At 71.8% G+C, this 25,824-nt stretch carries 20 protein-coding genes and 1 pseudogene; 8 read left to right on the top strand and 13 right to left on the bottom strand.

The window, feature by feature from the left end; translation table 11 throughout:
• Positions 1 to 203: 203 nt before the first annotated feature.
• The gene (locus ACFWBD_RS37225) at positions 204 to 1,355 is read right to left on the bottom strand and encodes a serine hydrolase domain-containing protein (RefSeq protein ID WP_385677190.1); all 1,152 of its coding nucleotides are present in this window, start codon (positions 1,353 to 1,355) and stop codon (positions 204 to 206) included.
• Between the two features lie 301 nt (positions 1,356 to 1,656).
• On the opposite strand from ACFWBD_RS37225, the gene ACFWBD_RS37220 reads away from it, so the two are divergent.
• Positions 1,657 to 2,193, top strand: a complete 537-nt coding sequence (locus ACFWBD_RS37220) for a hypothetical protein (protein ID WP_385677187.1) — start codon at positions 1,657 to 1,659, stop codon at positions 2,191 to 2,193.
• Between the two features lie 289 nt (positions 2,194 to 2,482).
• Here the strand turns inward: ACFWBD_RS37220 and ACFWBD_RS37215 are convergent, their stop codons facing one another.
• The gene (locus ACFWBD_RS37215; protein WP_385677185.1) at positions 2,483 to 3,043 is read right to left on the bottom strand and encodes a hypothetical protein; all 561 of its coding nucleotides are present in this window, start codon (positions 3,041 to 3,043) and stop codon (positions 2,483 to 2,485) included.
• A 524-nt stretch (positions 3,044 to 3,567) separates the two neighbouring features.
• Between ACFWBD_RS37215 and ACFWBD_RS37210 the strand changes: the two genes are divergently transcribed.
• The 5 genes from ACFWBD_RS37210 (at position 3,568) to ACFWBD_RS37190 (ending at position 8,396) form a co-directional block, all read left to right on the top strand.
• Positions 3,568 to 4,413 (top strand): MIP/aquaporin family protein, encoded by an 846-nt coding sequence (locus ACFWBD_RS37210; protein WP_385677182.1) that lies wholly within the window; start codon positions 3,568 to 3,570, stop codon positions 4,411 to 4,413.
• A gap of 24 nt (positions 4,414 to 4,437) precedes the next feature.
• The gene (gene glpK / locus ACFWBD_RS37205; RefSeq protein WP_385677179.1) at positions 4,438 to 5,955 is read left to right on the top strand and encodes a glycerol kinase GlpK; all 1,518 of its coding nucleotides are present in this window, start codon (positions 4,438 to 4,440) and stop codon (positions 5,953 to 5,955) included.
• 118 nt (positions 5,956 to 6,073) lie between these two features.
• Positions 6,074 to 6,292: a hypothetical protein gene (locus tag ACFWBD_RS37200; protein ID WP_385677176.1), complete on the top strand. Its 219-nt coding sequence runs from the start codon at positions 6,074 to 6,076 to the stop codon at positions 6,290 to 6,292.
• Between the two features lie 15 nt (positions 6,293 to 6,307).
• Complete coding sequence (locus ACFWBD_RS37195; RefSeq protein WP_385677173.1) at positions 6,308 to 6,871, top strand: dihydrofolate reductase family protein; 564 nt, start codon at positions 6,308 to 6,310, stop codon at positions 6,869 to 6,871.
• 868 nt (positions 6,872 to 7,739) lie between these two features.
• Complete coding sequence (locus ACFWBD_RS37190; RefSeq protein WP_385677171.1) at positions 7,740 to 8,396, top strand: hypothetical protein; 657 nt, start codon at positions 7,740 to 7,742, stop codon at positions 8,394 to 8,396.
• Positions 8,397 to 8,619: 223 nt separating this feature from the next.
• On the opposite strand, the gene ACFWBD_RS37185 is transcribed toward ACFWBD_RS37190, so the two are convergent.
• Positions 8,620 to 9,264 (bottom strand): TetR/AcrR family transcriptional regulator, encoded by a 645-nt coding sequence (locus ACFWBD_RS37185; protein WP_385677168.1) that lies wholly within the window; start codon positions 9,262 to 9,264, stop codon positions 8,620 to 8,622.
• A gap of 166 nt (positions 9,265 to 9,430) precedes the next feature.
• On the opposite strand from ACFWBD_RS37185, the gene ACFWBD_RS37180 reads away from it, so the two are divergent.
• A complete protein-coding gene (locus tag ACFWBD_RS37180; protein WP_385677165.1) occupies positions 9,431 to 10,393 on the top strand; it encodes a zinc-binding dehydrogenase in 963 nt (320 codons plus the stop codon).
• Between the two features lie 203 nt (positions 10,394 to 10,596).
• Here the strand turns inward: ACFWBD_RS37180 and ACFWBD_RS37175 are convergent, their stop codons facing one another.
• The 3 genes from ACFWBD_RS37175 to ACFWBD_RS37165 form a co-directional block, all read right to left on the bottom strand.
• On the bottom strand, positions 10,597 to 11,622 hold the full coding sequence (locus ACFWBD_RS37175; protein WP_385677162.1) for a ricin-type beta-trefoil lectin domain protein: 1,026 nt from the start codon (positions 11,620 to 11,622) through the stop codon (positions 10,597 to 10,599).
• A 445-nt stretch (positions 11,623 to 12,067) separates the two neighbouring features.
• Entirely contained in the window at positions 12,068 to 13,003 is a 936-nt protein-coding gene (locus tag ACFWBD_RS37170) for a pyridoxamine 5'-phosphate oxidase family protein (RefSeq protein ID WP_385677159.1), read from the bottom strand.
• 4 nt (positions 13,004 to 13,007) lie between these two features.
• Positions 13,008 to 13,637, bottom strand: coding sequence for a hemerythrin domain-containing protein (locus tag ACFWBD_RS37165; RefSeq protein ID WP_385677156.1), 630 nt, complete (start codon positions 13,635 to 13,637; stop codon positions 13,008 to 13,010).
• Between the two features lie 224 nt (positions 13,638 to 13,861).
• Between ACFWBD_RS37165 and ACFWBD_RS37160 the strand changes: the two genes are divergently transcribed.
• Positions 13,862 to 17,251, top strand: coding sequence for a BTAD domain-containing putative transcriptional regulator (locus ACFWBD_RS37160; RefSeq protein ID WP_385677153.1), 3,390 nt, complete (start codon positions 13,862 to 13,864; stop codon positions 17,249 to 17,251).
• A 107-nt stretch (positions 17,252 to 17,358) separates the two neighbouring features.
• Here the strand turns inward: ACFWBD_RS37160 and ACFWBD_RS37155 are convergent, their stop codons facing one another.
• From ACFWBD_RS37155 to ACFWBD_RS37125, 7 genes and pseudogenes are all read right to left on the bottom strand, one after another.
• Positions 17,359 to 18,741, bottom strand: a complete 1,383-nt coding sequence (locus tag ACFWBD_RS37155) for an alkaline phosphatase family protein (protein ID WP_385677150.1) — start codon at positions 18,739 to 18,741, stop codon at positions 17,359 to 17,361.
• Positions 18,738 to 19,907 (bottom strand): metabolite traffic protein EboE, encoded by a 1,170-nt coding sequence (gene eboE, locus ACFWBD_RS37150; RefSeq protein WP_385677147.1) that lies wholly within the window; start codon positions 19,905 to 19,907, stop codon positions 18,738 to 18,740. The genes ACFWBD_RS37155 and eboE overlap by 4 nt, the downstream gene beginning before the upstream one ends.
• Before the next feature lie 3 nt (positions 19,908 to 19,910).
• Positions 19,911 to 20,759: a TatD family hydrolase gene (locus tag ACFWBD_RS37145; protein WP_385677144.1), complete on the bottom strand. Its 849-nt coding sequence runs from the start codon at positions 20,757 to 20,759 to the stop codon at positions 19,911 to 19,913.
• Positions 20,759 to 21,418 carry an EboA domain-containing protein gene (locus ACFWBD_RS37140; protein WP_385677224.1) on the bottom strand — a complete coding sequence of 220 codons (660 nt, stop codon included), beginning with the start codon at positions 21,416 to 21,418 and terminating at the stop codon, positions 20,759 to 20,761. The genes ACFWBD_RS37145 and ACFWBD_RS37140 overlap by 1 nt, the downstream gene beginning before the upstream one ends.
• A gap of 651 nt (positions 21,419 to 22,069) precedes the next feature.
• A pseudogene (locus ACFWBD_RS37135) lies at positions 22,070 to 22,927 on the bottom strand (sugar phosphate isomerase/epimerase family protein); the annotation flags it as partial.
• Complete coding sequence (locus ACFWBD_RS37130) at positions 22,924 to 24,057, bottom strand: SCO3242 family prenyltransferase (protein WP_385677141.1); 1,134 nt, start codon at positions 24,055 to 24,057, stop codon at positions 22,924 to 22,926. The pseudogene ACFWBD_RS37135 and the gene ACFWBD_RS37130, both read right to left, overlap by 4 nt.
• Entirely contained in the window at positions 24,054 to 25,157 is a 1,104-nt protein-coding gene (locus ACFWBD_RS37125; RefSeq protein ID WP_385677221.1) for an inositol-3-phosphate synthase, read from the bottom strand. The genes ACFWBD_RS37130 and ACFWBD_RS37125 overlap by 4 nt, the downstream gene beginning before the upstream one ends.
• Between the last annotated feature and the right edge of the window lie 667 nt (positions 25,158 to 25,824).

Here is a 25,824-nt window from a genome sequence, read left to right as displayed (position 1 = left end):
TCCGGCGGTTCCGGTTGTCCCGCCGCTGATCACCGAAGACCGCTCGGCCGATCTTCGGCCTGGCCAGCATGTCTACCCGCGGCGCTCCAACGAGGGGCAGCCGCATCGGGCACGGGTGGGTGAGGCGCCAGGCACCGACGTCCCAGCTCGGCTAGCCCTCCAAAGGAGCTACACCCAACTCACTTCCGTAACAGGCCCTGGTACTAGGAACGGGTCCGGCACAGTTCCTGGTCCACAAGTGTGCTCATGGCCTGATCGGTGTCCTGACCGCCGTCGCTGCTGACGTACACCACGGCGGTCCGGGTCCCGTCTCGGGTGGCGCCGCCCCAGGTGATATAGCCGAGCAGTTCGCCCCGGTGACCGAAGTAGCTGCCGCCACAGGACAACGGGATCTCGGCAAGACCGAGTCCATACCTCACGCCCAGCGCGGGCGCGTTCACGGTGGTCGTCATCTCGTCGAGTTGCGCCGGAGCCAGCAGACGGCCGCCGAGCAGCGCGGCGTAGAACCGGTTCAGGTCGTGCGCGGTGCTGATGACCGATCCGGAGCCGACCGCCATACTCGAATTGAGCACCGTGACGTCGATGCCGGTGCTGGTGCCGGTGCCGAACGCGTAGCCCTCGGCGTGCGGGCCCAGGATGAACGGGAAGGTGCCGGGCGTACTGGTGTCCCTCAGGCCCAGCGGGCGGATGATCCGGTCGTTCACCTCCTGTGCCCAACTCCGGCCGGTGACCTTTTGGGTGATCATCGCGGCGAGAATGTAGTTGGTGTTGGAGTACGACCAGTCGGCGCTCGGGGAGGGTACGGGATGGTGCCGCATCACCAGCCCCACCAACTCCTCGGGGGTGTAGGTGCGGAACCGCTCGGCTCGATAGCCGTCCGCGCTTTTCAACGCGGGTATCTCCAGCCCGTCGTCACGGATACCGCTGGTGTGCTGCAGCAACTGCCGCACGGTGATCCGGCTGCCGTCGTTGCCGCTGCCCTGGACCACTACTCCCGGAAGCCACTGCTCGACGGTGTCCTCCAGGGACATTCGCCCCTCGCCGACGAGTTGCAGCACGACCGTGGCGGTGAAGGTCTTGGTGGCGCTGCCGATCCGAAATCTGCCGTTCAGTGGCATCGGCCTCCTGGTGCCCCTCTCGGCCGTCCCCGCGCGCGCGATGTCACGTGTGGCCGGTGACGTCACCTCAGCGGACACACCAACGGCCCCGCTGTCGTGGACCGCATCCACCTGCTGCTGGAGCGGATCGGCCGGCGGCGGCTCCGCCGCCGCCGTCCCGGTCGACGTGGCGAAGAGAACCGCGCCCAGGCTGCTCAGGACAAGCAGGTCCCGCCGACGCCTTCCTGACACATGCATGATGATCCCCGTCCTGTTCGGGTGCCTGCGTGTTCAGCGCTCAGGCTGTGGCCCCGGTGTTTCGCCCCCGGAGCCGGTGGCCGACGACCATCCCACCAGCGATGAAGGGATCGGCCCATCCGGCTCTCCCCCCGACCTGCGATGCGCTGTCCTCAGGGCGGTGCTGGGGGTTACCCCCCCTGGGGACACTGAGGCTTCCTCCCCTCAGCTGGCCATGACCAGCAAGGTGCGTGGTGTGTCCGTGGGCGAGGTCGGTCGGCGGCTGAGGAGCGCTGTCAGTCCTCGTTCGTAGGATCACGGCATGCCTGATGCCTTCACCGTCCTGTGGACCCATGACACGTGCCGTGCTCTGCGCAAGGCAGGGCGCGTGGGCGAGCGGCCGCCGGTCGCCTTCAGCGGCGTCCATTCTTCGCTGCCCGCCTGGTCGGGTGCTCGTGCCGGAGACGAGGTGTACGCGTTGCACGTCAACCGGTGCGAGGTGTTCGTGGTGAGCCGGATGCGGGTGATCGACAGGGAGCGACGGGACTGCTGTGGCGCTGCTCCCGCGACGTGGCGGGATCCGTCGTTTCCCGGGCACGGCGACTGGTCGATGCTGGGCGCCGGCGGTTGCGGGGCCGCGGCGGTGCACGTGGACGCGACGCCCATACGCTTCGACACGCCGCTCTCCGGTGATCTTCTACGGATGCTCGCCTGGCGCAATCGCCGAGGCCACACGCGCAACCTGAAGTACGTGGTGGAGGGCCGTCTCGAGCGGTCAGTCAGCCTTCAAGGCTTCTACCGTCTGACCTCCGAGTCGGCCGGCGAGTTGGCGGAGGTCGTCACCAGGACCGCCTCTTGACCGCTCGCAGACGAGGCCGGAAACCGGATCACCTCCGTCGTCCACCGTGCCTGAGGGGGCGCCCCCGAGTCCACGGCGGCGGGACACCTCCCGGCCATCCCGCCGGGCACCTCGCCGACCAGGACTCCGTCGCCCTCACCACCCAGGGCGACATCCAGCCCGCCCGCTCACAGCGCCGTCGGCGGGAGCGCCGCGGCCGGAAGACGCCTCCGCGAGGGCGCCCGTCGGTACGCAAGCGGCCGCCACGCTGACCGATCACCCCCGCAGCCCGGTGGGCGCCCACCCGCGCTCAGGCGGTCCGGCGCGAGCGGCCCCAGCGCCGCGCCCACGTCCACCGGCCGGACCGGCTGTCCACGATGCGGTCGCGGAGGTACGTGTGCGGCAGTCCGGCCGTCCGGCCGGCGAGCTCCTCGAACGCCGTCAGGTAGGAGCCGTCCCTGCCGCGTAGTTCGCGCTCCCGTTCCACGTAGGGCCGGGCCGCCTGCCAGACGCTGACGATCCGGTACCTCAGGAGGGGCAGGAACACCTCCTCGTCGACGATCCTGAAGACGGTCAGGTTGGCGAGGGACTGGTAGTAGTACACGACGTTGCAGAAGGCCTCCTTGGCGTCGTGCGGGAGGCCGCGCACCCCTCCGTCCGGGGCGTGCTCCTGCCGGAGTCGTGCGCACACGTAATCGTGCTGGTCATGGAATGAGGCCGACCGGAACTCGGCGAGCAGATCGATCATGGCCTGGATGTTGTTCGCCTGTCGGCTGATGCGGGTCTGCCGCATGCCGAGCCAGGTGGACACGGCGACGGCGACCACCGCGATGACCACCGGAAGGACGTTGACCAGGAAGGCTTTGAGCACTCGGTCAACGCTAGGCTGGAGCCGCCGCCGACAAGCCGGATGGTCGGGCTTGGAGACCTTTCGTCACATCTTGCCGATATTCGCCCCTCAAGAGATCACCTCGGGTCCGAAGGCGATCGACATCGGTTCGGACGCTGTCGAAACCGTGCCGTCACCCGTGGGGCCGCCGCGAGCGGCACTGAAGGGGATGGGGCACATGGTGCGCCTGGTGCACCTGGTGCACCTGGTGCGCAGCCTGTCGGTGGGCCGGATGACCGGCTCGCCCCCCTGCTCCGACCAGGCCGACGACGGCCTCAGGCCGCCTCATCGCGCTCGGTCGCACTCGGTCGTGCTCGGTCGTACCGGGTCGTACCGGGTCGGGCTTCGTCATGGATCGGACCCGGCCGCCGGGCACCCCGGCGGCACGGGCTCCACCTGGCCCAATGTCTCATTTGTGCGCATAGTCCATGATCGCCCTATGCTGTTGTACGGGAGAGCTCGAGCAGTCGACGTGCCGGCTTCGTGCCGGCGGGAAGCGGGCTTCCATGGCTGAGCGATTCAAAAGGCTGGGATTGGTCGGTGAGATGTCGGCCGAGTTCGCCGGCACCATGATTCTCATCCTCTTCGGCTGTGGCGTGGTGGCCCAGGTGGTCGCCGGTGGAGCGCTCACGACGCCGCCCGGAGGACTCGGAAACCACGACAGCATCGCCTGGGCCTGGGGCCTTGGCGTCACTCTGGGTGTCTACGTCGCAGCGCGACTGAGCGGCGCCCATCTCAATCCGGCGGTGACGGTCGCCCTGGCCACGTTCAAGGGCTTCCCGTGGAGCAAGGTGGCGCCCTACGCGCTGGCCCAGACCGCGGGCGCCTTCGTGGCGGCCCTCATCGTGCGGTGGAACTACACCGAAGCACTGGCGAAGGCCGACCCAGGACACACCATCAAGACGCAGGGCGTGTTCTCCACGCTCCCCGCCAACGGCAATCCGAACCTGCCGGTCCACGAGTGGGGCGCGTTCCGTGACCAGATCATCGGCACCGCCATCCTGCTCCTGCTGATCATGGCCGTCACGGACCTGCTGAACACACCGCCGGGCGCCAACCTGGCCCCGTTCATCGTCGGTCTGATCGTCGTGGCCATCGGCATGGCGTGGGGCACCAACGCGGGGTACGCGATCAACCCGGCACGTGACTTCGGGCCCAGACTGGCCAGCTTCTTCACGGGCTACGGCACCGCATGGCGAGATCAGTACGGGAACCTCTACTTCTGGGTGCCGATCGTCGGTCCCCTGATCGGCGGCCTGCTCGGCGCCGGCCTCTACAAGGCCTTCGTCGGTCGGTTCCTGCCGACGGCGGAGCCCGAGCCTCCCGGCCGAATTCCGGCCCCCGAGGAATGACACCCACAGCAGAGGCGGCAACCCATGGCTGACTTCGTGGGCGCGGTGGACCAAGGCACCACCAGCACCCGATTCATGATCTTCGACCACTCCGGCAACGAAGTGGCGAAGCACCAGCTGGAGCACGCCCAGATCCTTCCGCGCTCGGGGTGGGTCGAGCACGACCCGGTGGAGATCTGGGAGCGCACCAACTCGGTGATGCAGAACGCGCTGCGGCACGGCAACCTCTCCCCCGAGGATCTCGCCGCGATCGGCATCACCAACCAGCGGGAGACCACCGTGGTGTGGGACCCGCGCAACGGGCGCCCCTACTACAACGCCATCGTCTGGCAGGACACCCGCACCGACTCCATCGCGGCGGCCCTGGAACGCTCGGGCCAGGGCGACGTGATCCGCCGCAAGGCGGGGCTGCCGCCGGCGACCTACTTCTCCGGCGGCAAGATCCAGTGGATTCTGGAGAACGTCGACGGTGTCCGCGCGGCGGCGGAACAGGGTCACGCCGTCTTCGGCAACACGGACGCCTGGGTTCTGTGGAACCTGACCGGCGGCCCCGACGGCGGTATCCACGCCACCGACGTGACCAACGCCAGCCGCACCATGCTGATGGACCTGGAGACCCTCGACTGGGACGACGAGCTGCTGGGCTTCTTCGACATCCCCCGGCAGATGCTGCCCACCATCAATCCGTCCTCCCACCGCGAGGCGTTCGGCGTGACCCGCACCTCCCGGCCGCTGCGCGCCGCCATCCCCATCTGCGGGGTGCTCGGCGACCAGCAGGCTGCCACGGTGGGACAGGTCTGCTACGCGCCGGGCGAGGCCAAGAACACCTACGGCACGGGCAACTTCCTGGTCCTCAACACCGGTACGGAGCTGGTCCGTTCGCAGCACGGTCTGCTCACCACCGTGGCGTACCAGTTCGGCGACAGCCCGGCGGTCTACGCCCTGGAGGGCTCCATCGCCGTCACCGGGTCGGCGGTGCAGTGGCTGCGCGACCAGATGAAGATCATCAACGATGCGGCGGAGAGCGAGACGCTGGCGCGCACCGTCGAGGACAACGGCGGGATGTACTTCGTGCCCGCCTTCTCGGGCCTGTTCGCTCCGTACTGGCGTTCCGACGCCCGCGGCGCGATCGTCGGCCTGGCCCGCTACAACGACAACGGCCACCTGGCCCGGGCGACCCTGGAGTCCATCTGCTACCAGAGCCGCGACGTGGTCGAGGCCATGGAGCAGGACTCCGGAGTCCACCTCGACGTGCTCAAGGTCGACGGCGGCGTCACGGCCAACGACCTGTGCATGCAGATCCAGGCCGACGTCCTCGGCGTACCGGTCAGCCGCCCGGTCGTCGCCGAGACCACCGCGCTCGGCGCCGCCTATGCGGCGGGTCTGGCCACCGGCTTCTGGCGCGACACCGACGAACTGCGCACCCACTGGCAGGAGTCCAAGCGCTGGGAGCCCCAGTGGTCCGACGACCAGCGCACGGAAGGCTACGCGGGCTGGAAGAAGGCGGTGGAGCGCACGCTCGACTGGGCCAAGGTCGAGTAACCCGACATCGGCAAGCGCCGCCCATGAACGTCGGGCGGCGCTTGCCCACGTCGCGTGCGCCGCCCTGGACACCGCGACGGGCAAAGTGATCACGAAGCTGTCCGCGCAGCACCGGGCCGTGGACTTCCTCGACTTCCTTGACGAGATCGACCGCCAGGCCGAGCCCGGCCTGGCGGTCCACGTGATCTGCGACAACCTCTCCGCCCACAAGGCACCCGTGGTCACCGATCGCCCTCGCGAACGCCCTCCACCACCCACCAACTACGCTCACACCAGCCGCAAAACCCGTGTCCAGGATTCGGGGTCAAGGCCCGTCTGGACTTCCGAGACCGACTGACGGAAGGCTGGCGCTATGCGGAGACTGCTCTACGGCATGAACCTGTCCCTGGACGGCTATATCGCCGCGCCCGGCGACGACCTCAGCTGGAGCGGGCCGAGCGACGAGCTGTTCCAGTGGTGGCTCGACCAGGAGCGGGCGATCAGCCTGTTGCTGTATGGGCGCAAGCTGTGGGAGACCATGAGCGCCTACTGGCCGACCGGCGACCAGCAGCCGGGCGCCACCCCAGCGCAGATCGAGTTCGCGCGGAACTGGCGGGACACGCCGAAGGTGGTGTTCTCCTCGACGGTCGACAAGGTCGACTGGAACACTCGCCTGGTCACCGGCGACGCGGTCGCGGAGATCACTCGGCTCAAGGCCGAGGACGGTGGGCCGATGAGGGTCGGTGGCGCAGCGCTCGCCGGGGCCGCGATGCGGGCCGGGCTGATCGACGAGTACACGATCGTCACCCATCCGGTCCTGGTGGGTAGCGGCACACCGTTCTTCACCGCGCTGGACAGCTGGGCGAACCTGAACCTGGTGGAGACACGGACGTTTCCCGGCGGCGTGGTCCTGACCAGGTACGAGACGCGGCGCTGAACGCGCTGGTCGAGCGGTGGGACATCGAGGACGACCAGCGACGGAACGGGTCACGTCCACAGACCGTCGGCGAGCAGTTAGCGGTCGAACGGTCTCGGCCGACGCCTTTTCGACCTTGCCCTGGCCGACGGCCATGAGGAAGTCTCACGTGCCCTGACCCATGCCTTCGGTGAGGCGACCTGCCCGGAGTGTCAGCAGCGCTTCTCCGTCGGCGCGCAGGTCGCCACAGCTTCCAGCTGAGGACCGCGCCGGGAGGCGGCGCCGTTGTCACTCAGTTGGACACTCGTGTCGAGTCCGGCGTAGTCGTAGTCCCAGGTCGGTCCGACATCTGTGGTGCGGCTGCCGCCATGAGCGCCCGACGAACCGCGCGTCGGCCATGTTCCACTTCCAAGCCGCTCTCCTCGATTGCCTTCCGAAGTGCGATCTCACCCACTTCCCTGGCCTGCTGAAGTCTCGCTCCTTCAGCGTTGACGTCCGAGCTCAGATGTCCGAACCTCAGCTTGGGAAGCTGCGTCTACTTGGGGTCGGTTCGGGAGTTGGTCTGGGCATGTCCGGCTCCGGAGATCGTCACGCTGGCCGACAGCAGTCTCTGCGCCAGCGCACGGCGGCGCCCCCGAGCTCGGAGCTCCGAGCTCCGGAGGGGTGAGTAACTCGAAGGGGTCTGCCCGCAGGAGCTTGCGGTACCGGGATACATTCAGTGGCGCGCTCGAGGAGAACCATCCGCTCCGCTTGTCCGTACTATCTCTCCATCAGAGCTCTGCACGGGCACCCGTCGCTGCGTGCCCGGCAAGGCAACATCCCGCCCAGAGGGCGGGCACGGCAGGTCCGTCAACTGCCGCCTCACACCGAGGGAAAGGTCGTGCGTTTCATGTCCGACAACACTTCCGCCACCGAACTCACCTCGCAGTACACCGCTCAGGTGACTGCCGACCTGGAACGCAACGCCAAGGAGCAGGAACGCGTCGGCGCGGAGATCGCTGCCCTGCAGGAGCAGTTGGCTTCCCTTCAGCGGAATCACACCGTGCTCGTCAGCATCCAGCAGGCCATCGACTCAGCGCCGACGCCCGACACGACGACCCGGCCGTCCGACAGCGTCCCGGTGCCTGCCCCGCGCAAGAAGGCCGCTACGTCCGGCACGAGCAAGCAGGCACAGACGAAGAAGGCCGCCGCCTCCAAGCCCGCCCGCCCGGCAGGGAAGACGTCCGACCCGAAGCCCGCGGACAAGGCCCAACCCGCGCAGACGGCGCAGACGGCGCAGACAACGCTCGTCGACCTGGTTCGCCGCCACCTCACCGAGCAGAGCGAACCCCGTTCGGCAGCGGAGATCGCCACCACTCTCGGCCAGGCCCACCCCGAACGCACCATCAAGACCACCGTGGTGCGCACCACTCTCGAAGGCCTCGTCGCCAAAACCCAGGCGCAGCGCTCCAAGCAAGGCTCATCCGTCTTCTACACCGCCGCCGACGCGTCCCCGTCCGCCACAGCCGTGCAGAGCGAGGAGCAGCCCGCCTCAGCCGGCGCATGACATCCGCCGAGGCGTATGAGGAATGAAGGGGCAAGCCGCGCGCGCTGCCCGCACGCGGCACCCTTACGAGAAGCTGCCGTCGAAGGACAAGCTGGACTGATCCCGACCGGTCCCGACCGGTCCCGACCGGTCCCGACTGGTCCCGGGCGGTGATCGATCCTCCCACGTCAGGGCCGCCCGGCCGACTCTCGACTGCACGGAGACCGGCCACGTGATGACGGATCTACGGCGTGCTGCGCGAGTGCGTGAGCTGTAGGCGTGGAGCCGGCGGCAGTGGCGTCGGCGCTGCCGTCTCCGGTGCGGCGCGGAACGCCTCGATCACGTAGGCGGCGAAGCGGCGGGAGGCCGTGACCCGGGCGGCACGAGGCGTGTTGTGGAGGCCTCGATGGGCCATGAGCATGAGAATCAGGTCGTCGACGACGAAGCCGGGGCGGAGCCGGCCGGTCTCCTGGGCACGGCGGGCCAGTTCGGCGACCGCGCGCAGAGTCCGCTCCTGGTCGGCGGCGAAGTCCATGGCCTCGGGAAAGGCCGTCATGAAGGCGTCGGCGAATCCCCGGCTGTGCGCGTGGAGTTCGCAGATCCGCTCGACCAGGCTCCTGAATCCGTGCCACGGGTCCGGGTCCGTGAGGGCGCCGTGGACGGCGGCCTGGCAGGCTCGCCGCTGTTCGGCGAAGGTCTCCGCGATCAGTGCCTGCTTGGTCGGGAAGTGCCGGTACAGCGTGGCGGGGCCGACGCCCGCATGCCGGGCGACCTCACGCATGGGCGCGCTCAGGCCCTCCTCGCCGAACACCGCTCGGGCGGCGTCCAGGATGCGGGCCCGGTTGTCGCGGGCGTCGGAGCGCACGGTCTGAGGCAATTGGCCGGTCATGGTTTCTCACTTTAGCCAAACGGACGGGGTCGTCCGTTACGGTCCGATGGCGGTGCTGCCCCTTCGTCCCGGCACTCGGCCGGTGACGCCTCGGCGTTCGGGGCCGACTCGACGCCCATGGCCGCAGCGACTGTGACCCGACCATGCGCCGACCCGAGGAGCAGAGATGAAAGCCGTCGTCATCAGGACGTTCGGAAACCCCGACGGTCTGGAGGTCGTCGACTTGCCCGTGCCCGTTCCAGCCCCGGGTCAGGTGCGGATCACCACGGAGGCGATCGGGGTGGGGGGCGTGGACGCCGTGATCCGCCGGGGAACGCTCGCCGCCTACGGCTTCCGCCAGGGCCATCTCCTCGGCAGCGAGGTCGCGGGAAGCGTCACCGCGGTGGGAGAGGGCGTGGACGCCTCGTGGATCGGGCGGCGAGTGTGGGCGTTCACCGGCCTGTCAGGTGGGTATGCCGAGCAGGCCGTCGCCTCGGTCGACGATGTCCTTCCGCTGCCCGACGGCCTGACCGGCGCCGACGCGGTGACCCTCGGCAGCTCCGGCGTGGTCGCCCACTTCGCCCTGGACCGGGCCCGTTTCACGCCCGGCGAGACGGTGCTGGTGCGGGGTGCGGCGGGCAGCATCGGGATCTCGGCGGTCCAGCTCGCGGCCGGCGGCGGCGCGGGAGCGGTGGCGGTCACAGCCTCATCGGCGGAGCGTGGCGCCCGCCTACGGGGCCTGGGCGCGACCCATGTTCTCGACCGTTCCGGCGAGGGCGGCCCGGACGCGCCGGCGGGCTTCGACGTGGTGATCGATGTCGTGGGGGGTCCTCAGCTTCCCCTGTTCCTGGACAAGTTGCATTCCAACGGGCGGTATGTGGCGGTCGGCGTGGTCGGTGGGCAGCCGCCGGCGGACTTCGGTATGCGCCTGATGAACGCCTTCCGCAGGTCCCTGTCGTTCGCCACCTTCAGCTCCGACACCGTGCCCGGCCCCGACAGACAGGCCGTGCGGTCGTCCCAGTTCGCCGATGCCGCGCACGGGGACCTGCGCACGGTCGTGCACGAGACGCTGCCGCTGGACCAGGCGGTGCTTGCCCACCGCGAAATGGACGCGGGCGCGGTGTTCGGCAGGGTTGTGCTGGTGCCCTGAGCCGGGCAGGGACGGCTTTCACGGCCCGGGGTGGCGGAGTGGGGCCCGGGGTGACGGAGTGGGACCCGGGGTGACGGAGTGGGACCCGGGGTGACGGAGTGGGACCCGGGGTGACGGAGTGGGACCCGGTCGGGTCGTGGGGTGACGCCCACCGCGGACTGTCGGCACCGCCGGTCGAAAACGGCTCGGTGGGCCTGCGGCGCTCAGCCCTTGCTCCACTTCTGGTTGTCAGCCCCGGTGCAGTCCCATATCTGGAGCCCGGTGCCATTGGCGGTCCTGGCGTCCGTGACGTCCACGCACTTGTCGGCCTGTCGGTTCACGAGGTCGTGGGCGTCGTTGAGCCGGAACTGCTGGGCGGGATCGCCGTTGCAGTCCGCGAGCTGGATCCGCGCGCCGTTGTCCGTCGACCCCGAGGCGACGTCCATGCACCTGCCCAGCGCCCGTACGGTGCCGTCCGACGCGAAGGTCCAGCTCATCCGGGCGGCCGCCGCGCAGCCGAGGATGTCCAGGGGCACGCCGGCCTTGGACTCTCCGCCGCTCACGTCGATGCACTTGCCTGAGGCGTGACTCCGGATCGACACCCCGGAGACGGCGGTGGATCCGCCGGTTCCGGTCGTTGCTCGGCCGGACGAGGACGTTCCGGTGGTCGACGACTTCGTCGTGTCCGCCGACTGCGACGAGGACGAATCCCCGTCACCGTCCTTCGTTGTGAAATCCCCGTCCGTTCCCCCGGCGCCCTTGTCGCCGCTTTTCCCCGTGGAGCCGACGCTCGTCAGGTGTGACGTGGAGTCCGACGAAGGGGACGCCGAGCCGAACGCACCCGGGGCGTCACCGGTTTTCTGGCCGCCGGGGGCGCTGTCCGCGGTGGTGCCGGAGGCGGAGCCTCGTCTGCCGCTGTCGTCGCTCGAGGCGTTGATCAGAAGGGGCACGGCGATCAGGATCACGCCCACGATGGCCGCTCCGGCCAGCACAGCCTTCTTGGAGCGGCCCGAAGCGGTCCGAGTGCCGGTGTCAGCGTCGGTGTCGGCGTCGGTGTCGGTGTCCGAAGCGGCCGCAGTGTGAGCGCCGAGAAAATCGTTCGCGGATACGAGGTCGGCGAGGTCGGGTTCGGGCCGGGCTCGAGAGCCGAGGGCGGTCCCGGGACCGTGGGCCGGCTCCGACGTGGCATCGGACCGCACCACCGGATCGACCTCGACGACCCGCACGGCGGCCATCCGTGCCTCGGTCATCGCACTGCGCCGGGGTATCCCGGCGCGTCCGGAGAACATGCTCCGCCTGGGCAGGGGCGAACGTGACCCGGCGGTTCGCGTCTCGGCTGAAGCGCCGGGCTCAGCGGAAGCGCCGGGCTCTGTGCCGGTCCCGGAATGTGGTGAGGCCTGCTCGTCCTGAGCGGCGTCGGCGACGTCGGCCGTACGGTCGCCGGGGTCTGCCGTCATGGCGTCCCTTCCGAGGATGGAGTCGATGGATTCGTGAGTGCGGTAGTACGGCGTCGGAGGCGGCCCGACGGACGACGGGCCGAGCCGAGCCGAGTCCAGTCGAGTCGAGTCGAGTCGAGTCGAGCAGGATTGCGCGGGATTGGGCATGGATGCCGCCCTCGTGCTCGTGCGGCCTGGGGGGCCATTCGCGGTGACGCGCTGCGCCTGACCCCCATCCACCGCCTGGCGGTTACCGTGGTCAGGCGCTGCGCCGCTGCCGTACCGATGCCGCGATTGCCTTGAACTCGTCCCACTGCACCCGAGGCCGTTGCAGGCCGCGCTGTTCCAGATATCGGCCGGTGGTGCGCTTCGTCCGGCGCAGGAGCCGTAGCGCGTCGGTCGGGCGTCCCGAACCCATCGGCTCCACCACCTTGGTGGGTGTCAGCAGCCAGCCGTCGCCGTTCGCCCGCAGCTCGCCGCGGACGAGTGCGTTGTCCATGTGGTTGAGGCGGTCGTCGTGCCGGTGCACCAGCAGGGACGCGGGGCCGGGCGTGGCTGCGCAGTCGGTCGGTACTTCCACCGCGAACCCGTCGTCGGTCGGAACCGGTCGGGTCCGGGCGAGAACGGGCGCCCCGAAGGGGTCGCGGGCGGCCAGGACCGCGCTCGGAAAGCGGGCCAGCCGGTCGGCTCCCGGCAGGGGGGTCCGCCCGCGCGGGCCGGGGGGCTCGGGCAGGGGAAGCGGCGGCAGTGGTGGCCGTTCGATCACTTGGTCGGGAGTCACGGTGATCAGCAGCCTCAGGTAGTACCAGTCCATCAGCCGCCGCATCGGCGCAGCCACGTACGAGCGGCTGTGCGGCTGTCGCTCGAAGAGCATCCGCCAGTAGTCCTCCGCGCCCTGAGGCCCCGTCATGACGTCGTCGGGGCAGTCGGCCCGTCCGGCGACGAAGATCTGCGGGGCGTGGTCGAGGCCGCTGCCCGTGGGATCGGAGAAGAGCAGGGCGACGCGTCCGTCCCGGCGTATGTTCAGGGCTTTCTGCGCGAATGCCAGGGACGTGGTCAGCAGGAGTGTCCCGTCCTCGCGGCGCCGCACCGCCGTGGGCCAGGCCAGCGGCGTGCCGTCCCGGCCGAGCGTGACGAACTCGCAGGTGCGGTAGGCGTCGAGGACGCCGGGAGGGGCGGAATCCAGTACGGTCACCGTCCTACTCCCCGCCCAGGGGGGCGCGCATGGCGCGGCAGGCGGTGGCGTACTGGCGCCGGCCGACGGACCTCCACAGCAGGCGGCCGATCAGCGGGGCCCTGCCGAGGAAGTAGGCGCGCTCCGGTGGCGTGGCCTCCTCGAGGATCGCGCCGAGGGCGAGCAGGAGCTTGTCCCTGGGAATCCGCTCCAGCCCGCGCCGTCCGACCACGTCCCATTCGGCGACCGTCAGGTGCTCGGCGATCAGCGGAAGAACCAACCGCTCCTCGTCGTCGAGGTGTTCGAGCAGCGCGGTGCGATGCTCGTCCAGGGCCAGCGCCAGTTCCTCTCCGGCGATGTGGTCGGCCCCTCCTTCCCATGCGGGTATCCACTCGGTGACGGCCGCCAGGCTCTTGTCGATTCGCTGGTGCTGCTCCTCCATGCGGACGACGAGTTCGTCGTCCGCGGCGCGCTCGCGCAGCAGCGGCCAGATGAGCTCGTCCTCGAGGGAATGGTGGCTGTGCAGACCTGCGAGGTATTCGCGCAGGTGTCCCGCGACCTTCGTCGCGCGTGCCGTCCCGCCGTCGGGCACGGCGCGCACCAGCCGGGGAAGAAGCGCCGACTCGCGGCGGAAGATCCGGTGGACCACGATCATCTCGTGGGTGTACGGACGCCCTGTTGTGGGAAGTTCGTCAATGGTGCTGTCGGGGGACACGCTTGCTGGCTCCAACGATCAGGTATCGGCAACAGCCTCCCAGGGTTCCGCCTCCTTCTTGGCGCCCTCTTGGCGCCTGCTTGGCGCGCCACCTGGGGCTGGTGAGCATCACGTTTATCGTCTGTTGACGGGCCGGACCAGCCACTCGGGTAGATTCGCGCGCCGTGCTACGCATTCGAGTCCTGGGTTCGCTGGGCGCCGATGTCGGGGGTAGACCGGTCGAACTGGGTGCTCCGCGGCAGCGGGCCGTCCTGTCGCTGCTGATCGCCGCCCGCGGCAGCGTCGTGCCGGTCGACCGGATGGCGGAGGAGCTGTGGCGGGGAGCGCCGCCGGCGAAGGCCACGGTGTCTCTGCACGCCTATGTGTCGAACCTGCGCCGATCGCTCGAGCCGGGGCGGCCCGCGCGTGCCCCGGCGACCGTGCTGGTCACCGCTCCCCCGGGGTACGCGCTGCGGCTGCCCCGGCACGCGGTGGACGCCTGGCGGTTCGAGGACCGGGTGAACCGGGCCCGTCGTGCCCCGGCCGAGGAGGCCCGAGGGCTGCTCGCCGAGGCGCTCGGGTGGTGGCAGGGGCCGGCCTTCGCGGAGCACGCGGACGAGGGGTGGGCGGCGTCGGAGGTGGCCCGCCTGACCGAGTTGCGTACGGAGGCCCGCGAACTCGCCGTCGCGGCCGAGCTCCGTACCGGGCGGGTGTCCGAGGCGGCTCTGGCGGCCGAACGCCTCGTCAGGGAAAGCCCGTTGCGGGAGGAGGGCTGGCGGCTGCTCGCCCTCGCCCACTGGGGCTGCGGCCGGCAGGCCGACGCGCTCTCCTCGCTGCGGCGGGCCGCGAGGGCGCTGCGTGAGGAACTCGGCTGCGATCCCGGCCCGGGGCTGGCGGAGCTGGAGCACGCCGTGCTCGCCCAGCGGCTCGACGTGCTGCGCGCGTCCGTGCCGGGGCCCTTTCGCGCCCTTCCTGCGCCCGTGCTGGCCCCCGCGCCGCCGGCCGTGACCGAGCCGGACCTCGCCGTCGCCGAACCGCCTCGGCCCGGGCGGGACCTGTTCGTCGGCAGGAGCGGTGAACTGCGCGCCGTGGACGCCGCCGCGCGGGCCGCTCGGCGGGGTGGCGGCGTGGTGCTGGTCACCGGCGAGGCGGGGGCGGGAAAGTCCGCCCTGCTCGGCCGGCTCGAGGACCGACTGCGGTCCGGCGGCTGGCGGGTGGTGATCGGGCACTGCCCGGAGTACGAGGGTGCGCCGCCCGCCTGGGCATGGGTGGAGGCGCTCGGCGCGCTCGCCCGCGATCTGGCGCCGGCGCGGCCCGACGAACTGGCGGCTCTGCTGCGCAAGCCGGAGAGTGCGGCCGCCACGAGCCCGGACGAGGCGACCGCGGGACGCTTCCGGATGCACCGCGCGCTCGCCGCCTGGCTGCGGGCCGCGGCCGCCGAGTCGCCGCTGGCCGTCGTCCTTGAGGATCTGCACCGTGCCGACAGTGAGACGCTCGCCCTGCTCGAAGCGGCGGCCGCGGTCACCGACGTGCCCCTGCTCACCGTGGCCAGCTACCGTCCGGCCGAGGTCGGTGAGCACCTGGTCAAGACGCTCGCCCACCTTGCCCCCGGCGCCCCGCACCGGATCGCGCTCCGCGGCCTGTCGCCGCGGGACGTCGCCACCATGGTCGACACCGTCTGCGGCGAGTCCGTGGACGCGGCGACGGTGACGGCGCTCGCCGAACGTACCGGCGGCAATCCGTTCTACGTCCTGGAGAGCGCCCGTCTGCTGGCGAGCGAGGGCGCCCTGGTCGCGGTCTCCGAAGTCCCCCAGGGCGTCCGCGACGTCCTGCGCAGACGCCTGGCCCTGCTGCCCGCCGCGGCCCGGTCCGCTGTGCAACTGACCGCCGCCGTAGGCCTGGAGGCCGATGTGGCCCTCCTGCTCGACGCGACCGACGCGACCGAGGACGAGATGCTGGAGGGGCTCGACGCCGCTCTGGCCGCGGATCTGCTGACCGCGCCCGGACCCGGCCGTGTCCGGTTCGTGCACACCCTGGTCCGCGACACCGTGTACACCGACCTGTCCGGCGTACGGCGTTCACGCCTGCACGCGCGCATCGCCCGGGTACTGCGCCGCCATCGCCCCGACGACTTCGCCGCCCTGGCACACCACTTCACGCATGCGGGCAGCCCGGCGGACGCGCCCCTGGCCGTCCGCTACGCGCTGCGGGCGGCCGAGGTCGCCGAGCGGCGCTACGCCCACGACATCGCCGTGGGGCTGATCCAGCAGGCGATCGAGGTGCACAGCACCGCCTCGGGTGGCCTGGACGCGCAACCCGACCGTGCCGTCGCCCTGTTGGTGCGGCTGCTAGGCGCCCAGGTCCGGGGAGGCTCGACGGACGCGGCCCGGCGTACCCGGCAGCGGGCGGTGGAACTGGCCGAGCAGGCCGACCGGGGCGACCTGGTCGCGGCGGTCTTCGGGGCCTGGATCGAACCCTCCCCGTGGCACAGCAGGCTGGGAGGCTCGTACGATCCCGCGCTGCTGGCCCGTCTCGAGGAGCTGGCGTCCGATCCGGGCCTGGACGATCCCGCCCGCGCGGGTGTGCTGCAGGCCCTCGTCGACGCGGTGGCGGCCGAGGACCCGCCCCGGGCTCTGGAGGCGGCGCGCACGCAGCTGCGGCTCGCCCGCGCGAACGGCGAACCGCGGCTGCTGGCGGCCGCGTTGATGACATCGGCCAAGCTGCTTCCGCACGAGGCACGGCACGACGCACGGACTCCCCTGGTCGCCGAGCTGCGCGAGCTCGCCCGCACGCACGATCTGCCCGCCTACCGCTGGGTCTGCCAGAACCTCGACGCCATGACCGCCGCCACCCTCAACGATCCGGCCGCGGTGCGCCGGCACAACGCGCGGGGCCTGGTGCTCGCGCACCGCTACCGGATGGTGTGGGCGCAGGGCATCAACGCCGCGACCTCGGCCATGCTGGCGAGTGTCGCGGGCCGTTTCGAGGAGGCGGAGTCCTCGTACGCCGAGGCCGACGTCCTGTTGCAGCGTGTCGGGGCACACCATGCCCAGGGCCTGCGCACGCTGGGACTGACCACCATCCGGCTCGCCCAGGGCCGGACGGCCGAGATCGAGCCGGTGATGCGCGGCGTGTACGACACCGTCGGCGCCCCCGTCGGGGTGGCGCTCGCTCTCGTCCTGGCCCGCCTCGGCAGGCTCGACGAGGCGCACGCCGTGAGCTTCCCCGCGGCACCCGTCACCGACCACCTCTACGGCGTGGAACTCGACTTCCGCTCCCAGCTCGCCGTCCTCCACCACGACCAGGCCGCCGCCTCCGCACTGATCGAGCACCTGCTGCCCCTGCGGTGCCAACTGGCCGGCGCGGCCGGCGCGGTCTACGCGACCCGTCCGCTCGCCCACGCCCTCGCCGACCTGTACCGGCTCCGCGACGAGGAGCAGGCCGCGGCCGAGAACTACGCCCTGGCCGAACGCACCGCCCTCGCGTGGGGCTCACCCCATCTCGCCGAAAGTGCCCGCCAGGCCGCCGCGGAGTTGTCCGCGACGCGGGAACGCCGTCGGACCTTCGCGACGTAGGCCGCTCCCGGCCGTGGCGCGCCGGCCGCGGAGGCACGGCACCGGACCGGAAACGGCGATGCATCCGGATCCGCCGGCCTTGCGGAGGTGGATCCGGGCTCACGCTGTCAGGCGATGCCCGCCAGCCGCAGCAGCAACGCCTTGACCTCCGTGGCGGCGAGAGGGCCGGCGACCTCACCGGGGCGTGAGCACAGCAGGACAGGCCCCTCCTCGGCGCGCTGCGGAAGCCTGCCGTGACTCCCCCGCACCGGGGAGGGATCCAGCGGGACCACCGCCATCCGGTACCGCAGGCCCAGCTTCTTGCGGGCCAGCGCACCCGCCGCCTTGACCTTCACGTACGGGTCCAGGGGATCCATGAACAGCTCGGCCGGGTCGTATCCGGGCTTGCGGTGGATCTCCACCAGCTGCGCGAAGTCGGGCGCGCGGGCGTCGTCGAGCCAGTAGTAGTACGTGAACCAGGCATCGGGCTCCGCCACGGCGACGAGTTCGCCGGAGCGCGGGTGGTCGAGGCCGTGCCTCTTCTTCCCCTCGTCGTCGAGGAGCAGCTCGATGCCGGGCAGTTCCTCCAGCACCTCGCGCACGCCGGGCAGGTCCTCGGGACGGCGTACGTAGACGTGGGCGAGCTGGTGGTCGGCGACCGCGAAGGCACGGGACGCCATCGGGTCGAGGTACTCCATGCCGTCCTGGGTGTGCACCTCGAGCAGGTCCGCGCGGCGCAGGGCGCGGTTGATGTCGACGGGCCTGCTCACCTCGCCGATGCCGTACTCGGACAGCACCACGACCGTACGGCCCTCCGCCGCCGCTTCCTCCAGCAGCGGGGCCAGTTCGGTGTCGAGGTCGGCGGCGGCCTTCAGTGAGCGCGGATCGCGGGGGCCGAAGCGCTGGAGGTCGTAGTCCAGGTGGGGTACGTAGCACAGGGTCAGGTCGGGATGGCGGGTGCGGTTCAGGTGGCGGGCCGCGTCGATGATCCAGCGGCTGGAGACCAGGTCCGCGCCCGGTCCCCAGAAGTGGAAGAGGGGGAAGGTGCCGAGTTCCTCGGTGAGTTCGTCGTGCAGGGCCGCGGGGCGGGTGTAGCAGTCGGGTTCCTTGCGGCCGTCGGAGTAGTAGATCGGACGGGGGGTGACGGTGTAGTCGGTGTCCGCGCCCATGGCGTACCACCAGCAGACGTTGGCCACCGTGTACCCGGGATACGCCCGACGGGCGGCGTCCCACAGCTTGTCACCGGCCACGAGACCGTTGTGCTGCCGCCACAGCAGTACGTCGCCGAGCTCACGGAAATACCAGCCGTTGCCCACGATGCCGTGCTCCGCCGGGAGCGTGCCGGTCAGGAACGTGGACTGCGCCGCACAGGTGACGGCCGGCAGGACCGTGCCCAGCTCGGCCTGCGAACCGCGGCCGGCCAGCGCCTTGAGACGGGGCATGTGCTCCAGGAGCGCGGGGGTCAGGCCCACCACGTCCAGGACGAGCAGGGGCGTGGGGCGGGTGGTCACTTCTGCTCCTTGAGTCCGAGGTCGGCCAGCAGGTCGGCCGCGAGACGGAGTTCGGCGGCGATGCCGTCGGCGAGGGCGGCGTCGGTGGCGGGGCGGGAGCGGACGGGCAGGGCCTGCCAGGTGTACGTCTCGACCTCGAGGTGGCGGGTGCGCGGGTGCGGGCCGCCGACCAGGACGCTCAGGGTGTCGCGCAGCACGTCCAGGGTGGACGTCAGCGGTGGGGCGGGGGGTGCGTGCAGGGGGACGTGGAAGTGGGCGCGCCAGGGCACGGTGTCCGGCAGCGCGCCCCCGGTCAGGGCCTGGCCCAGGTCGTCGGTGCCGTGCAGGGTCCCGTCGACGCGGGCCCGGGTCTGGTGCAGGAAGCGCGGTTCGTCGAAGGCGGCGAGCGCCGCGCGCACGGCCGGGTCACGGGGGTCGCCGGCGTGCAGGGCCGCGGACAACTGGGCCTTGAACACCGTGATGCCGGCCCTGCCCAGAGCGGCCAGCGCGCCGACGGGCTCCTCGAAGCCGGTGGCGAGGTGGCAGGTGTCCAGGCACAGGCCGATGCGGTGGGCGGGCAGGGCCGCGAGCGGGGCGAGCGCGTCGGCGGTGGACTCCACCACGCAGCCCGGTTCCGGTTCCAGGGCGATGCGGATCTGGCGCCCGGTGGCTTCGTACAGGTCGTCCAGGCGGCGGGCGAGTTCGTTCAGCGCGCCGTGAGCGCGGTGTGCGGCGCTTTCGTCGTAGCCGGTGCGCCAGGCCAGCGGAAGGGTGGAGATGGTGCCCTCGGTGACGTCGTCGGGCAGCAGGGCGGCCAGCAGCCGGGCGAGGTCGGTGGTGTACTCGAGCCGCTCCGGGTCGCTCCAGTCGGGCCGGTAGACCCGGTACTTGACTTCTTCGGCGCCGAAGCCCTCGTAGGGGAAGCCGTTGAGGGTGACCACTTCCAGGCCGCGTCGGTCGAGTTCGGTGCGCAGCCTGCCCGGTGCGCTCGCGTCCGCGGTGAGGGCGTCCACCGCGTCGCGGGCCAACCACAGTCCTATGCCCAGGCGTTCGACGCCCAGACGGCGGCGGACGGGTTCACAGTGGGCGCCGAGCTGGGCGATGACCCCGTCGAGGGTTTCGGCGGGGTGGACGTTGGTGCAGTACGCGAGGCGGACGGTCGAGCCGTCGGGGTGGCTGAAGCGCACGGGTCACTCTCCGCCGCGCAGCAGGGAGTTGCCCTCGTGCAGTGCCGCGGGTGTGGCGGGCTCGAGGACGAGGCGGCCGCTGAGCCCGTAGAACGCCACGGGGTTGCGCCACAGCACCTGGTCCACGTCGTCCTCGCCGAAGCCCGCGGCGAGCATCGCGTCGCCGACCCGACGGGTCTTCAGCGGGTCGCTGTTGCCCCAGTCCGCGGCGGAGTTGACCAGCACCTGGTCGAGTCCGTACTCCTTCAGGACGGCGACCATGCGGTGCTCGTCCATCTTGGTGTCGGGGTAGACGGAGAAACCCAGCCAGCAGCCGGCGGCCTTCGCCTCCTTCACGGTCGTCTCGTTGAGGTGGTCGAGCAGGACCCGCTCGACGGGCAGCTCGGATTCGGCCACGACGTCCAGCGTGCGACGCAGCCCGGCGAGCTTGTCACGGTGCGGGGTGTGCACCAGGGCCGGCAGGGCGTGGTCGGCGGCCAGTTGGAGCTGGGCGGCCAGGGCGGTGTCCTCGGCCGGCGTCATCGAGTCGTAGCCGATCTCGCCGACCGCGACGACACCGTCCTTGAGGAGGTAGCGCGGCAACTCCTCGAGTACGGGCAGGCAGCGCGGGTCGTTGGCCTCCTTGGGGTTCAGGGCGATGGTGCAGTGGTGGGCGATGCCGTACTGGGCGGCGCGGAAGGGTTCGAAGCCCAGCAGCGCGTCGAAGTAGTCCAGGAAGCTCTCCGGTGAGGTGCGCGGCTGGCCGAGCCAGAAGGAGGGTTCGACCACGGCGCGCACCCCGGCCGCGTACATCGCCCGGTAGTCGTCAGTGGTGCGCGAGGTCATGTGGATGTGCGGATCGAAGATGCGCATCAGGCTTCCTTGGCGGCGAGGTCGAGGGCGAGAGCGAGGACGTGGTGCAGGTCGTCGGGGACGGGCCGGGCCGCGGCGGTGCGCTCCGCGGCGAAGTCGACCAGCATGCGGGCGAGTTCGCCGTCACCGCGGGCGCGGTCGGCGAGCCCGGCGACCGCGGCCAGCGGTACCTGGGTGAACAGGCATTTCAGGACGGCGTGCCGCCAGGCGTGGGCGGGCAGGTGCGCGGCGGCATAGGGGCCGACGGCCGCCGCCACGAGCCGGGTGTCGTTGGCGCGCAGCGCGTCCTCGACCAGCGCCACGCCCTGGCCGGGTGTGAGGGGCAGGTGGGGCAGGGCGAGCAGCACGGCGCGGCGTTCGGCGCCGCTGCCGTGGTCGTAGAGGCGGGCCACGGCGGCCGCGTCGGGACGGGCGGTGCGCAGCAGCAGCACCCGGGCCGCCTCCGCCGCCTCCGGGCCGGCACACACCCGGCCGGCCGCGGCGAACCGCAGCTCCCACGCGGGCATGCCCCGGCGGGCCGTGTCGTCCCGGGCGGGAGGCACGGCGTTCCCTGCGAGGGGCTCGGCCGCCTGGGCTTCGGGGGGCGCGGTATCCCTCGCGGGAGGCACGGCCGTGTCCTGGCCGGGGGGCGCGATATCCCTCGCGGGAGGCACGGCCATGTCCTGGCCGGGGGGCACGGTATCCCTCGCGGGAGGCACGGCCATGTCCTGGCCGGGGGGCGCTGCGGCGCGTGCGTCGGCGAGTGCGGCATCGAGCCAGGCGGTGGCCTCGGAGCCGAGACGGGCGGACAGTTCCTCTCGGGTGACCGACATGCGGGTTCCTTACGCGGACGGCGGCGGGGAGACGGTGGCGGGCGCGGCCGAGGCCGGACCGGGGGCAGCACCCGCGCCCACGGTCGGACGCGCGGCGGGCGTCGGCGCGGCGGACGGCTGCGCGGCGGACGAGCCGGGCGGGGCTGCGGACGAGCCGGGCGCGGCAGCGGACGTGTCGGGCGCGGCAGCGGACGAGCCGGGCGCGGCAGCGGACGAGCCGGGCGCGGCAGCGGACGTGTCGGGCGCGGCAGCGGACGAGCCGGGCGCGGCAGCGGACGAGCCGGGCGCGGCAGCGGACGAGCCGGGCGCGGCAGCGGACGAGCCGGGCGCGGCAGCGGACGTGTCCGGCGGGGCAGCGGGCGAGCCGGGCGGTGCGTCGATGGTCCGGCCGACAGCACGGGGCTGGGCAGGAGTTGGGCCGACGGCGCCGAGTGCCGGGGCGGCGCCGACGGCAGGGGGCGCGGCGGGCGTCGGTCCGGTGGAGGTCGGGACGGCGGCAGGGGCTCTGGTCGTGAGGGCGGTGAGCTGTGCACGGAGGAACGCCATGGAGGAGCGGGCGAGTTCGGGGCCGGCGTGGGAGTGGCGGGGCAGTTCGACCACGGTCAGCCCCTGGTATCCGGTGGCCTCCAGCGCGGCGAGGACGGGCGGGAAGTCGATCTCGCCGTCGCCGAAGGGCAGGTGTTCGTGGACGCCGCGGCGCATGTCCTCGATCTGCACGTGCCGCAGCCAGGGCCCCGCGGCGGTGACACAGTCCGCCGGCGCCTGTGGCTCCAGGCACTGGCAGTGGCCGATGTCGAGCGTGAGACCGAGCAGCGGATGGTCGCCCAGCTGCCCGCGCAGCCGGTGGAAACCGGCGAGTGTCTCCAGGAGGTGACCGGGCTCCGGCTCGATGGCCAGCGGAACTCCCGCCCGCGCCGCGGCGTCCAGGACCGGGGTCAGAGAAGCGCCGAGCAGATCCCAGGCGGCGTCCTCACCCGTGCCCGCGGGACGGACACCGCTGAAGCAGTGCACCGCGTGAGCGCCGAGGTCCGCGGCCACCTGCACGGCGGTGACCAGCAGCGCGGTCCGCGCCGCCCGGCCCTCGGGCTCCGCGTCCAGCAGGGTGGGACCATGCTTGCGACGCGGGTCGAGGACATAGCGGGCGCCGGTCTCCACGGTGACGGACAGGCCGAGCGCACCGAGCCGGTCGGCGACCCGCGCGACGCGCCCGGCCAGGCCGGGTCCCACCGGGTCGAGGTGCATGTGGTCCAACGTCAGCCCGACGCCGTCGTAGCCGAGTTCGGCCAGTACGCCCAGGGCGTCATCGAGCCGCAGATCGCTCAGGCCGTTCGTGCCGTAGCCCAGACGGACACTCATGTGGGGCTCACCCTCCCCGCGAGCCGGCGCGCCGCAGGCACAAGCGCGGCCAGCAGTGCGGCGGTTACAGGCGCCCCGGAGCGCGCCGCGAGGGCCGCCTGGAGTGGGATCAAGGCACGGATACCGCCGCCCACGGCCCGCTGGGTCAGCGGCGGCGACGGGTTGAGCACGGCGTGCACCAACGGCCGTCCAGCCGTGACCACATAGCCACCGGCCAGCACAGCCCGGCCAAGCCCGCCCGGCACGCCGAGTGCATCGGGCGCACCGGGCACGCCGGGTGCGGCGGCCCGCCCGCTCCGGCGCCACAGAGCGGCCGGGCCGGCGTGCCCACCGGTGCCGACCAGGGCGCCGAGGACGGCCGTCACACCGAGCGCGGCGAGCGGCCCGCCCCGCGCACCGCCCCGCGTCTCGGCACGCGAGACGGTGGTGAGCGCATAGGTGTGGGCACCGAGCACGGCAGCGGGCAACAGCGCCCGCCGCACCGCTCCGGCGGCACCACCCGCCGGGTCGGTCACCGCGGTCTCTGCCTGAGCACCTACGGACAGACCGGCCAGGGCGCCTGCCAGACCGCCTGCCAGAGGCCGCTCGGCTGCCGGAGGCTGCCCCGCTGACAGGCGCTGCCCGGCTTTGCCCGGGCCGGCTTTGCTCGGGCCGGCTTTGCTCGGGCCGGCTTTGCTCGGGCCCGCGGTGGCCACCGCGCCCAGGAGCAGGTCCAGGCCACGGGCCGCGGCCATCGCCGCCGGGCCCGCCGCGGTGTGCTTCAGCCGCAGGTCGTAGGCCCACACGATGCCCGCGAGAGCGGTGGTGCAGAGTGCCGCGGGCCGGCCCGCGGCGAAACCCAGCCCCAGGCCCGCGCCCGTGAGTACGGCGGCCGCCGCCAGCGCCTGCCCGGGAGCGATACGGCCCGAGGGAACGGGTCGGTGAGGACGCTCGGCGGCGTCCTCGTCGCGGTCGGCCCAGTCGTTGAGCGCCATTCCCGCCTCGTACAGGCACAGCGAAGCGCCGGCCGCCAGAGCGGTGGCGGCACCCGGACGCCGGCCGCTCGCCGCAGCCCCCGCCAGTACGTCCCCCGGAACGGTGAACAGCGCCGAGACCCGCAGCAGTTCGGCCCAGTCGCGCAGCTCGCTCACCGGCCGCCCGCCAGCCGCGCGGCGAAGGCGACCAGGGCGTCGTACTGCTCGGCCAGCGCCGCAGAGCCGCCGTCGGGATCCTTGAAATAGAAACCCAGCTCCGCAAGGCCGCCGGCGATCCCCGCCTCGTGCGCGCGGGCCGCCAGCCGGGCCAGATCGAGTACGAGCGGTGCGGCCAACGCCGAGTCACAGCCCTGCCAGATCGTCTGGAGCACCATCCGCGAGCCGAGGAACCCCTCGAACGCCACATGGTCCCAGGCCGTCTTCCACTCCCCCAGTGCGGGCACCTCGTCGATGTGCACCTCGCCCTCGGGCAGCGCACCCAGGTTGTCCTCGAGGACCCGGTTCTTGCCCGCGTTCTTCGCGGCGGCCGCCGCCGGATCGGCCAGAGCCGCCCCGTCGCCCCCGCCCAGCAGATTCGTCCCGGACCAGGCCCGCACAGCCAGAGCACGCTGACGGAACATCGGCGCCAGCACCGCCCGCAACAGGGTCTGCCCTGTCTTGCCGTCCCGGCCCGCCCACGGCACGTCCGCCCGCGCGCGCGACTCCTCCAGCGCCGGATGCCCCACCCCCGCCGAGGGAGTGAAGTTCACATACGCACAACCCGCCCGCAACGCCGCCGCGGCATACAGCGAACTCGCCGGCAGCCGCCCGCCCTCAACCGCGACCGGCTCGGTGGAAGCGACATTGACCACCACCGTCCGCGCCAGCCCACCGCGCCGGGTGAAACCCCCGATGTCCGCGGCGAACGCCGCTATCAGCTCTTCGTCACTGCGGCCGTCACCCGCCACCGGCCCTCCCGGCCGGATCTCCCCGTCAGCCACGGCGAGTTCACGGCGCACCGCCCGCACCAGCCCGTACGGCAGAACGCCCTGCTCCGCCAGCACCTCGGCACGCTTGACCAACGGCCAGTCCACCGTGTCATGCCCACCGAACACCAAGGACGACAACTCGGGCAGTCCCGCCGCGGCGAACTCCTCGGTCTCCGTGACCAACCCCGTCGCCGGATACAACCCCGCCACCAGCCCGGCACAGCCCGCGACCACCGTCGTGGCAACCGACCCACGCGCCCCGACCAACCAGACGCCCGTACCCCCCACCCCACCGCCGGCAGCGGCGGCACCAGCAGCGGGCGACTCGGCGAACTCAGACACGACAACCTCCCGAAACTACGTCAGCGATGACAAACGAAAACCACCCGAAACACAGGCACACAGGCACACAGCGTTCTCGGCGCACCGCCAGGCAAAGGGAACGACGGGGAGCCGAGGAATCAGGCCGCGAGCAGCTGAGACGGTCGGCAGGACTGTGCCGGCAGGCGATCAGGGAAGCCGCACCTGCTCGACCAGAGACAACCTGCACCTCCTGACAGGCATTCGGAAGCGGAATCATTTCCGGCGGCAACATCACAGACGGACTCCACCCCGCCCTCCGCACCGGAATACGCGGCGATTTCCCGGCATGCTAGTCCGCGCGCCTTACGGAATGCAGGATTCAGCCCGCTCACCACAGGCCTTCGTGGACGATTCCTCCAGGAGATTTCAAGTCCGCCCGGCAGTGCGACCGCCGGGCAGGCGACGCCTGAACCCGTGGCGACCGGACGCGGCGGCAGGCCGGAAGGGCGAGCGGTTTACCGCCTCGGACAACATCGTTCCGGTTCCGTTTTCCGGGTGGTTCTCGAATACCGCTGGAGAACCACTCGGCACCGCCTCGCACCCCCCTGCACAAAACCTTCAGACCCCCTCGCGGCCAACCCGCGAAAACCCC

Origin of the sequence: Streptomyces sp. NPDC060002 (genome assembly GCF_042737245.1) — a bacterium.
GTDB lineage: Bacteria > Actinomycetota > Actinomycetes > Streptomycetales > Streptomycetaceae > Streptomyces.
Note: the sequence above shows the minus strand (reverse complement) of the source record. Positions and strands in the feature narration are given on the sequence as shown.

Excerpts from the sequence above, each read along its gene's own strand:
- ACFWBD_RS37225 (WP_385677190.1), bottom strand. The coding sequence starts at position 1,355 with ATGCATGTGTCAGGAAGGCGTCGGCGGGACCTGCTTGTCCTGAGCAGC.
- ACFWBD_RS37220 (WP_385677187.1), top strand. The coding sequence starts at position 1,657 with ATGCCTGATGCCTTCACCGTCCTGTGGACCCATGACACGTGCCGTGCT.
- ACFWBD_RS37210 (WP_385677182.1), top strand. The coding sequence starts at position 3,568 with ATGGCTGAGCGATTCAAAAGGCTGGGATTGGTCGGTGAGATGTCGGCC.
- glpK (WP_385677179.1), top strand. The coding sequence starts at position 4,438 with ATGGCTGACTTCGTGGGCGCGGTGGACCAAGGCACCACCAGCACCCGA.
- ACFWBD_RS37195 (WP_385677173.1), top strand. The coding sequence starts at position 6,308 with ATGCGGAGACTGCTCTACGGCATGAACCTGTCCCTGGACGGCTATATC.
- ACFWBD_RS37190 (WP_385677171.1), top strand. The coding sequence starts at position 7,740 with ATGTCCGACAACACTTCCGCCACCGAACTCACCTCGCAGTACACCGCT.
- ACFWBD_RS37185 (WP_385677168.1), bottom strand. The coding sequence starts at position 9,264 with ATGACCGGCCAATTGCCTCAGACCGTGCGCTCCGACGCCCGCGACAAC.
- ACFWBD_RS37180 (WP_385677165.1), top strand. The coding sequence starts at position 9,431 with ATGAAAGCCGTCGTCATCAGGACGTTCGGAAACCCCGACGGTCTGGAG.
- ACFWBD_RS37175 (WP_385677162.1), bottom strand. The coding sequence starts at position 11,622 with ATGACCGAGGCACGGATGGCCGCCGTGCGGGTCGTCGAGGTCGATCCG.
- ACFWBD_RS37165 (WP_385677156.1), bottom strand. The coding sequence starts at position 13,637 with ATGATCGTGGTCCACCGGATCTTCCGCCGCGAGTCGGCGCTTCTTCCC.
- ACFWBD_RS37145 (WP_385677144.1), bottom strand. The coding sequence starts at position 20,759 with ATGCGCATCTTCGATCCGCACATCCACATGACCTCGCGCACCACTGAC.
- ACFWBD_RS37140 (WP_385677224.1), bottom strand. The coding sequence starts at position 21,418 with ATGGCCGTGCCTCCCGCGAGGGATATCGCGCCCCCCGGCCAGGACACG.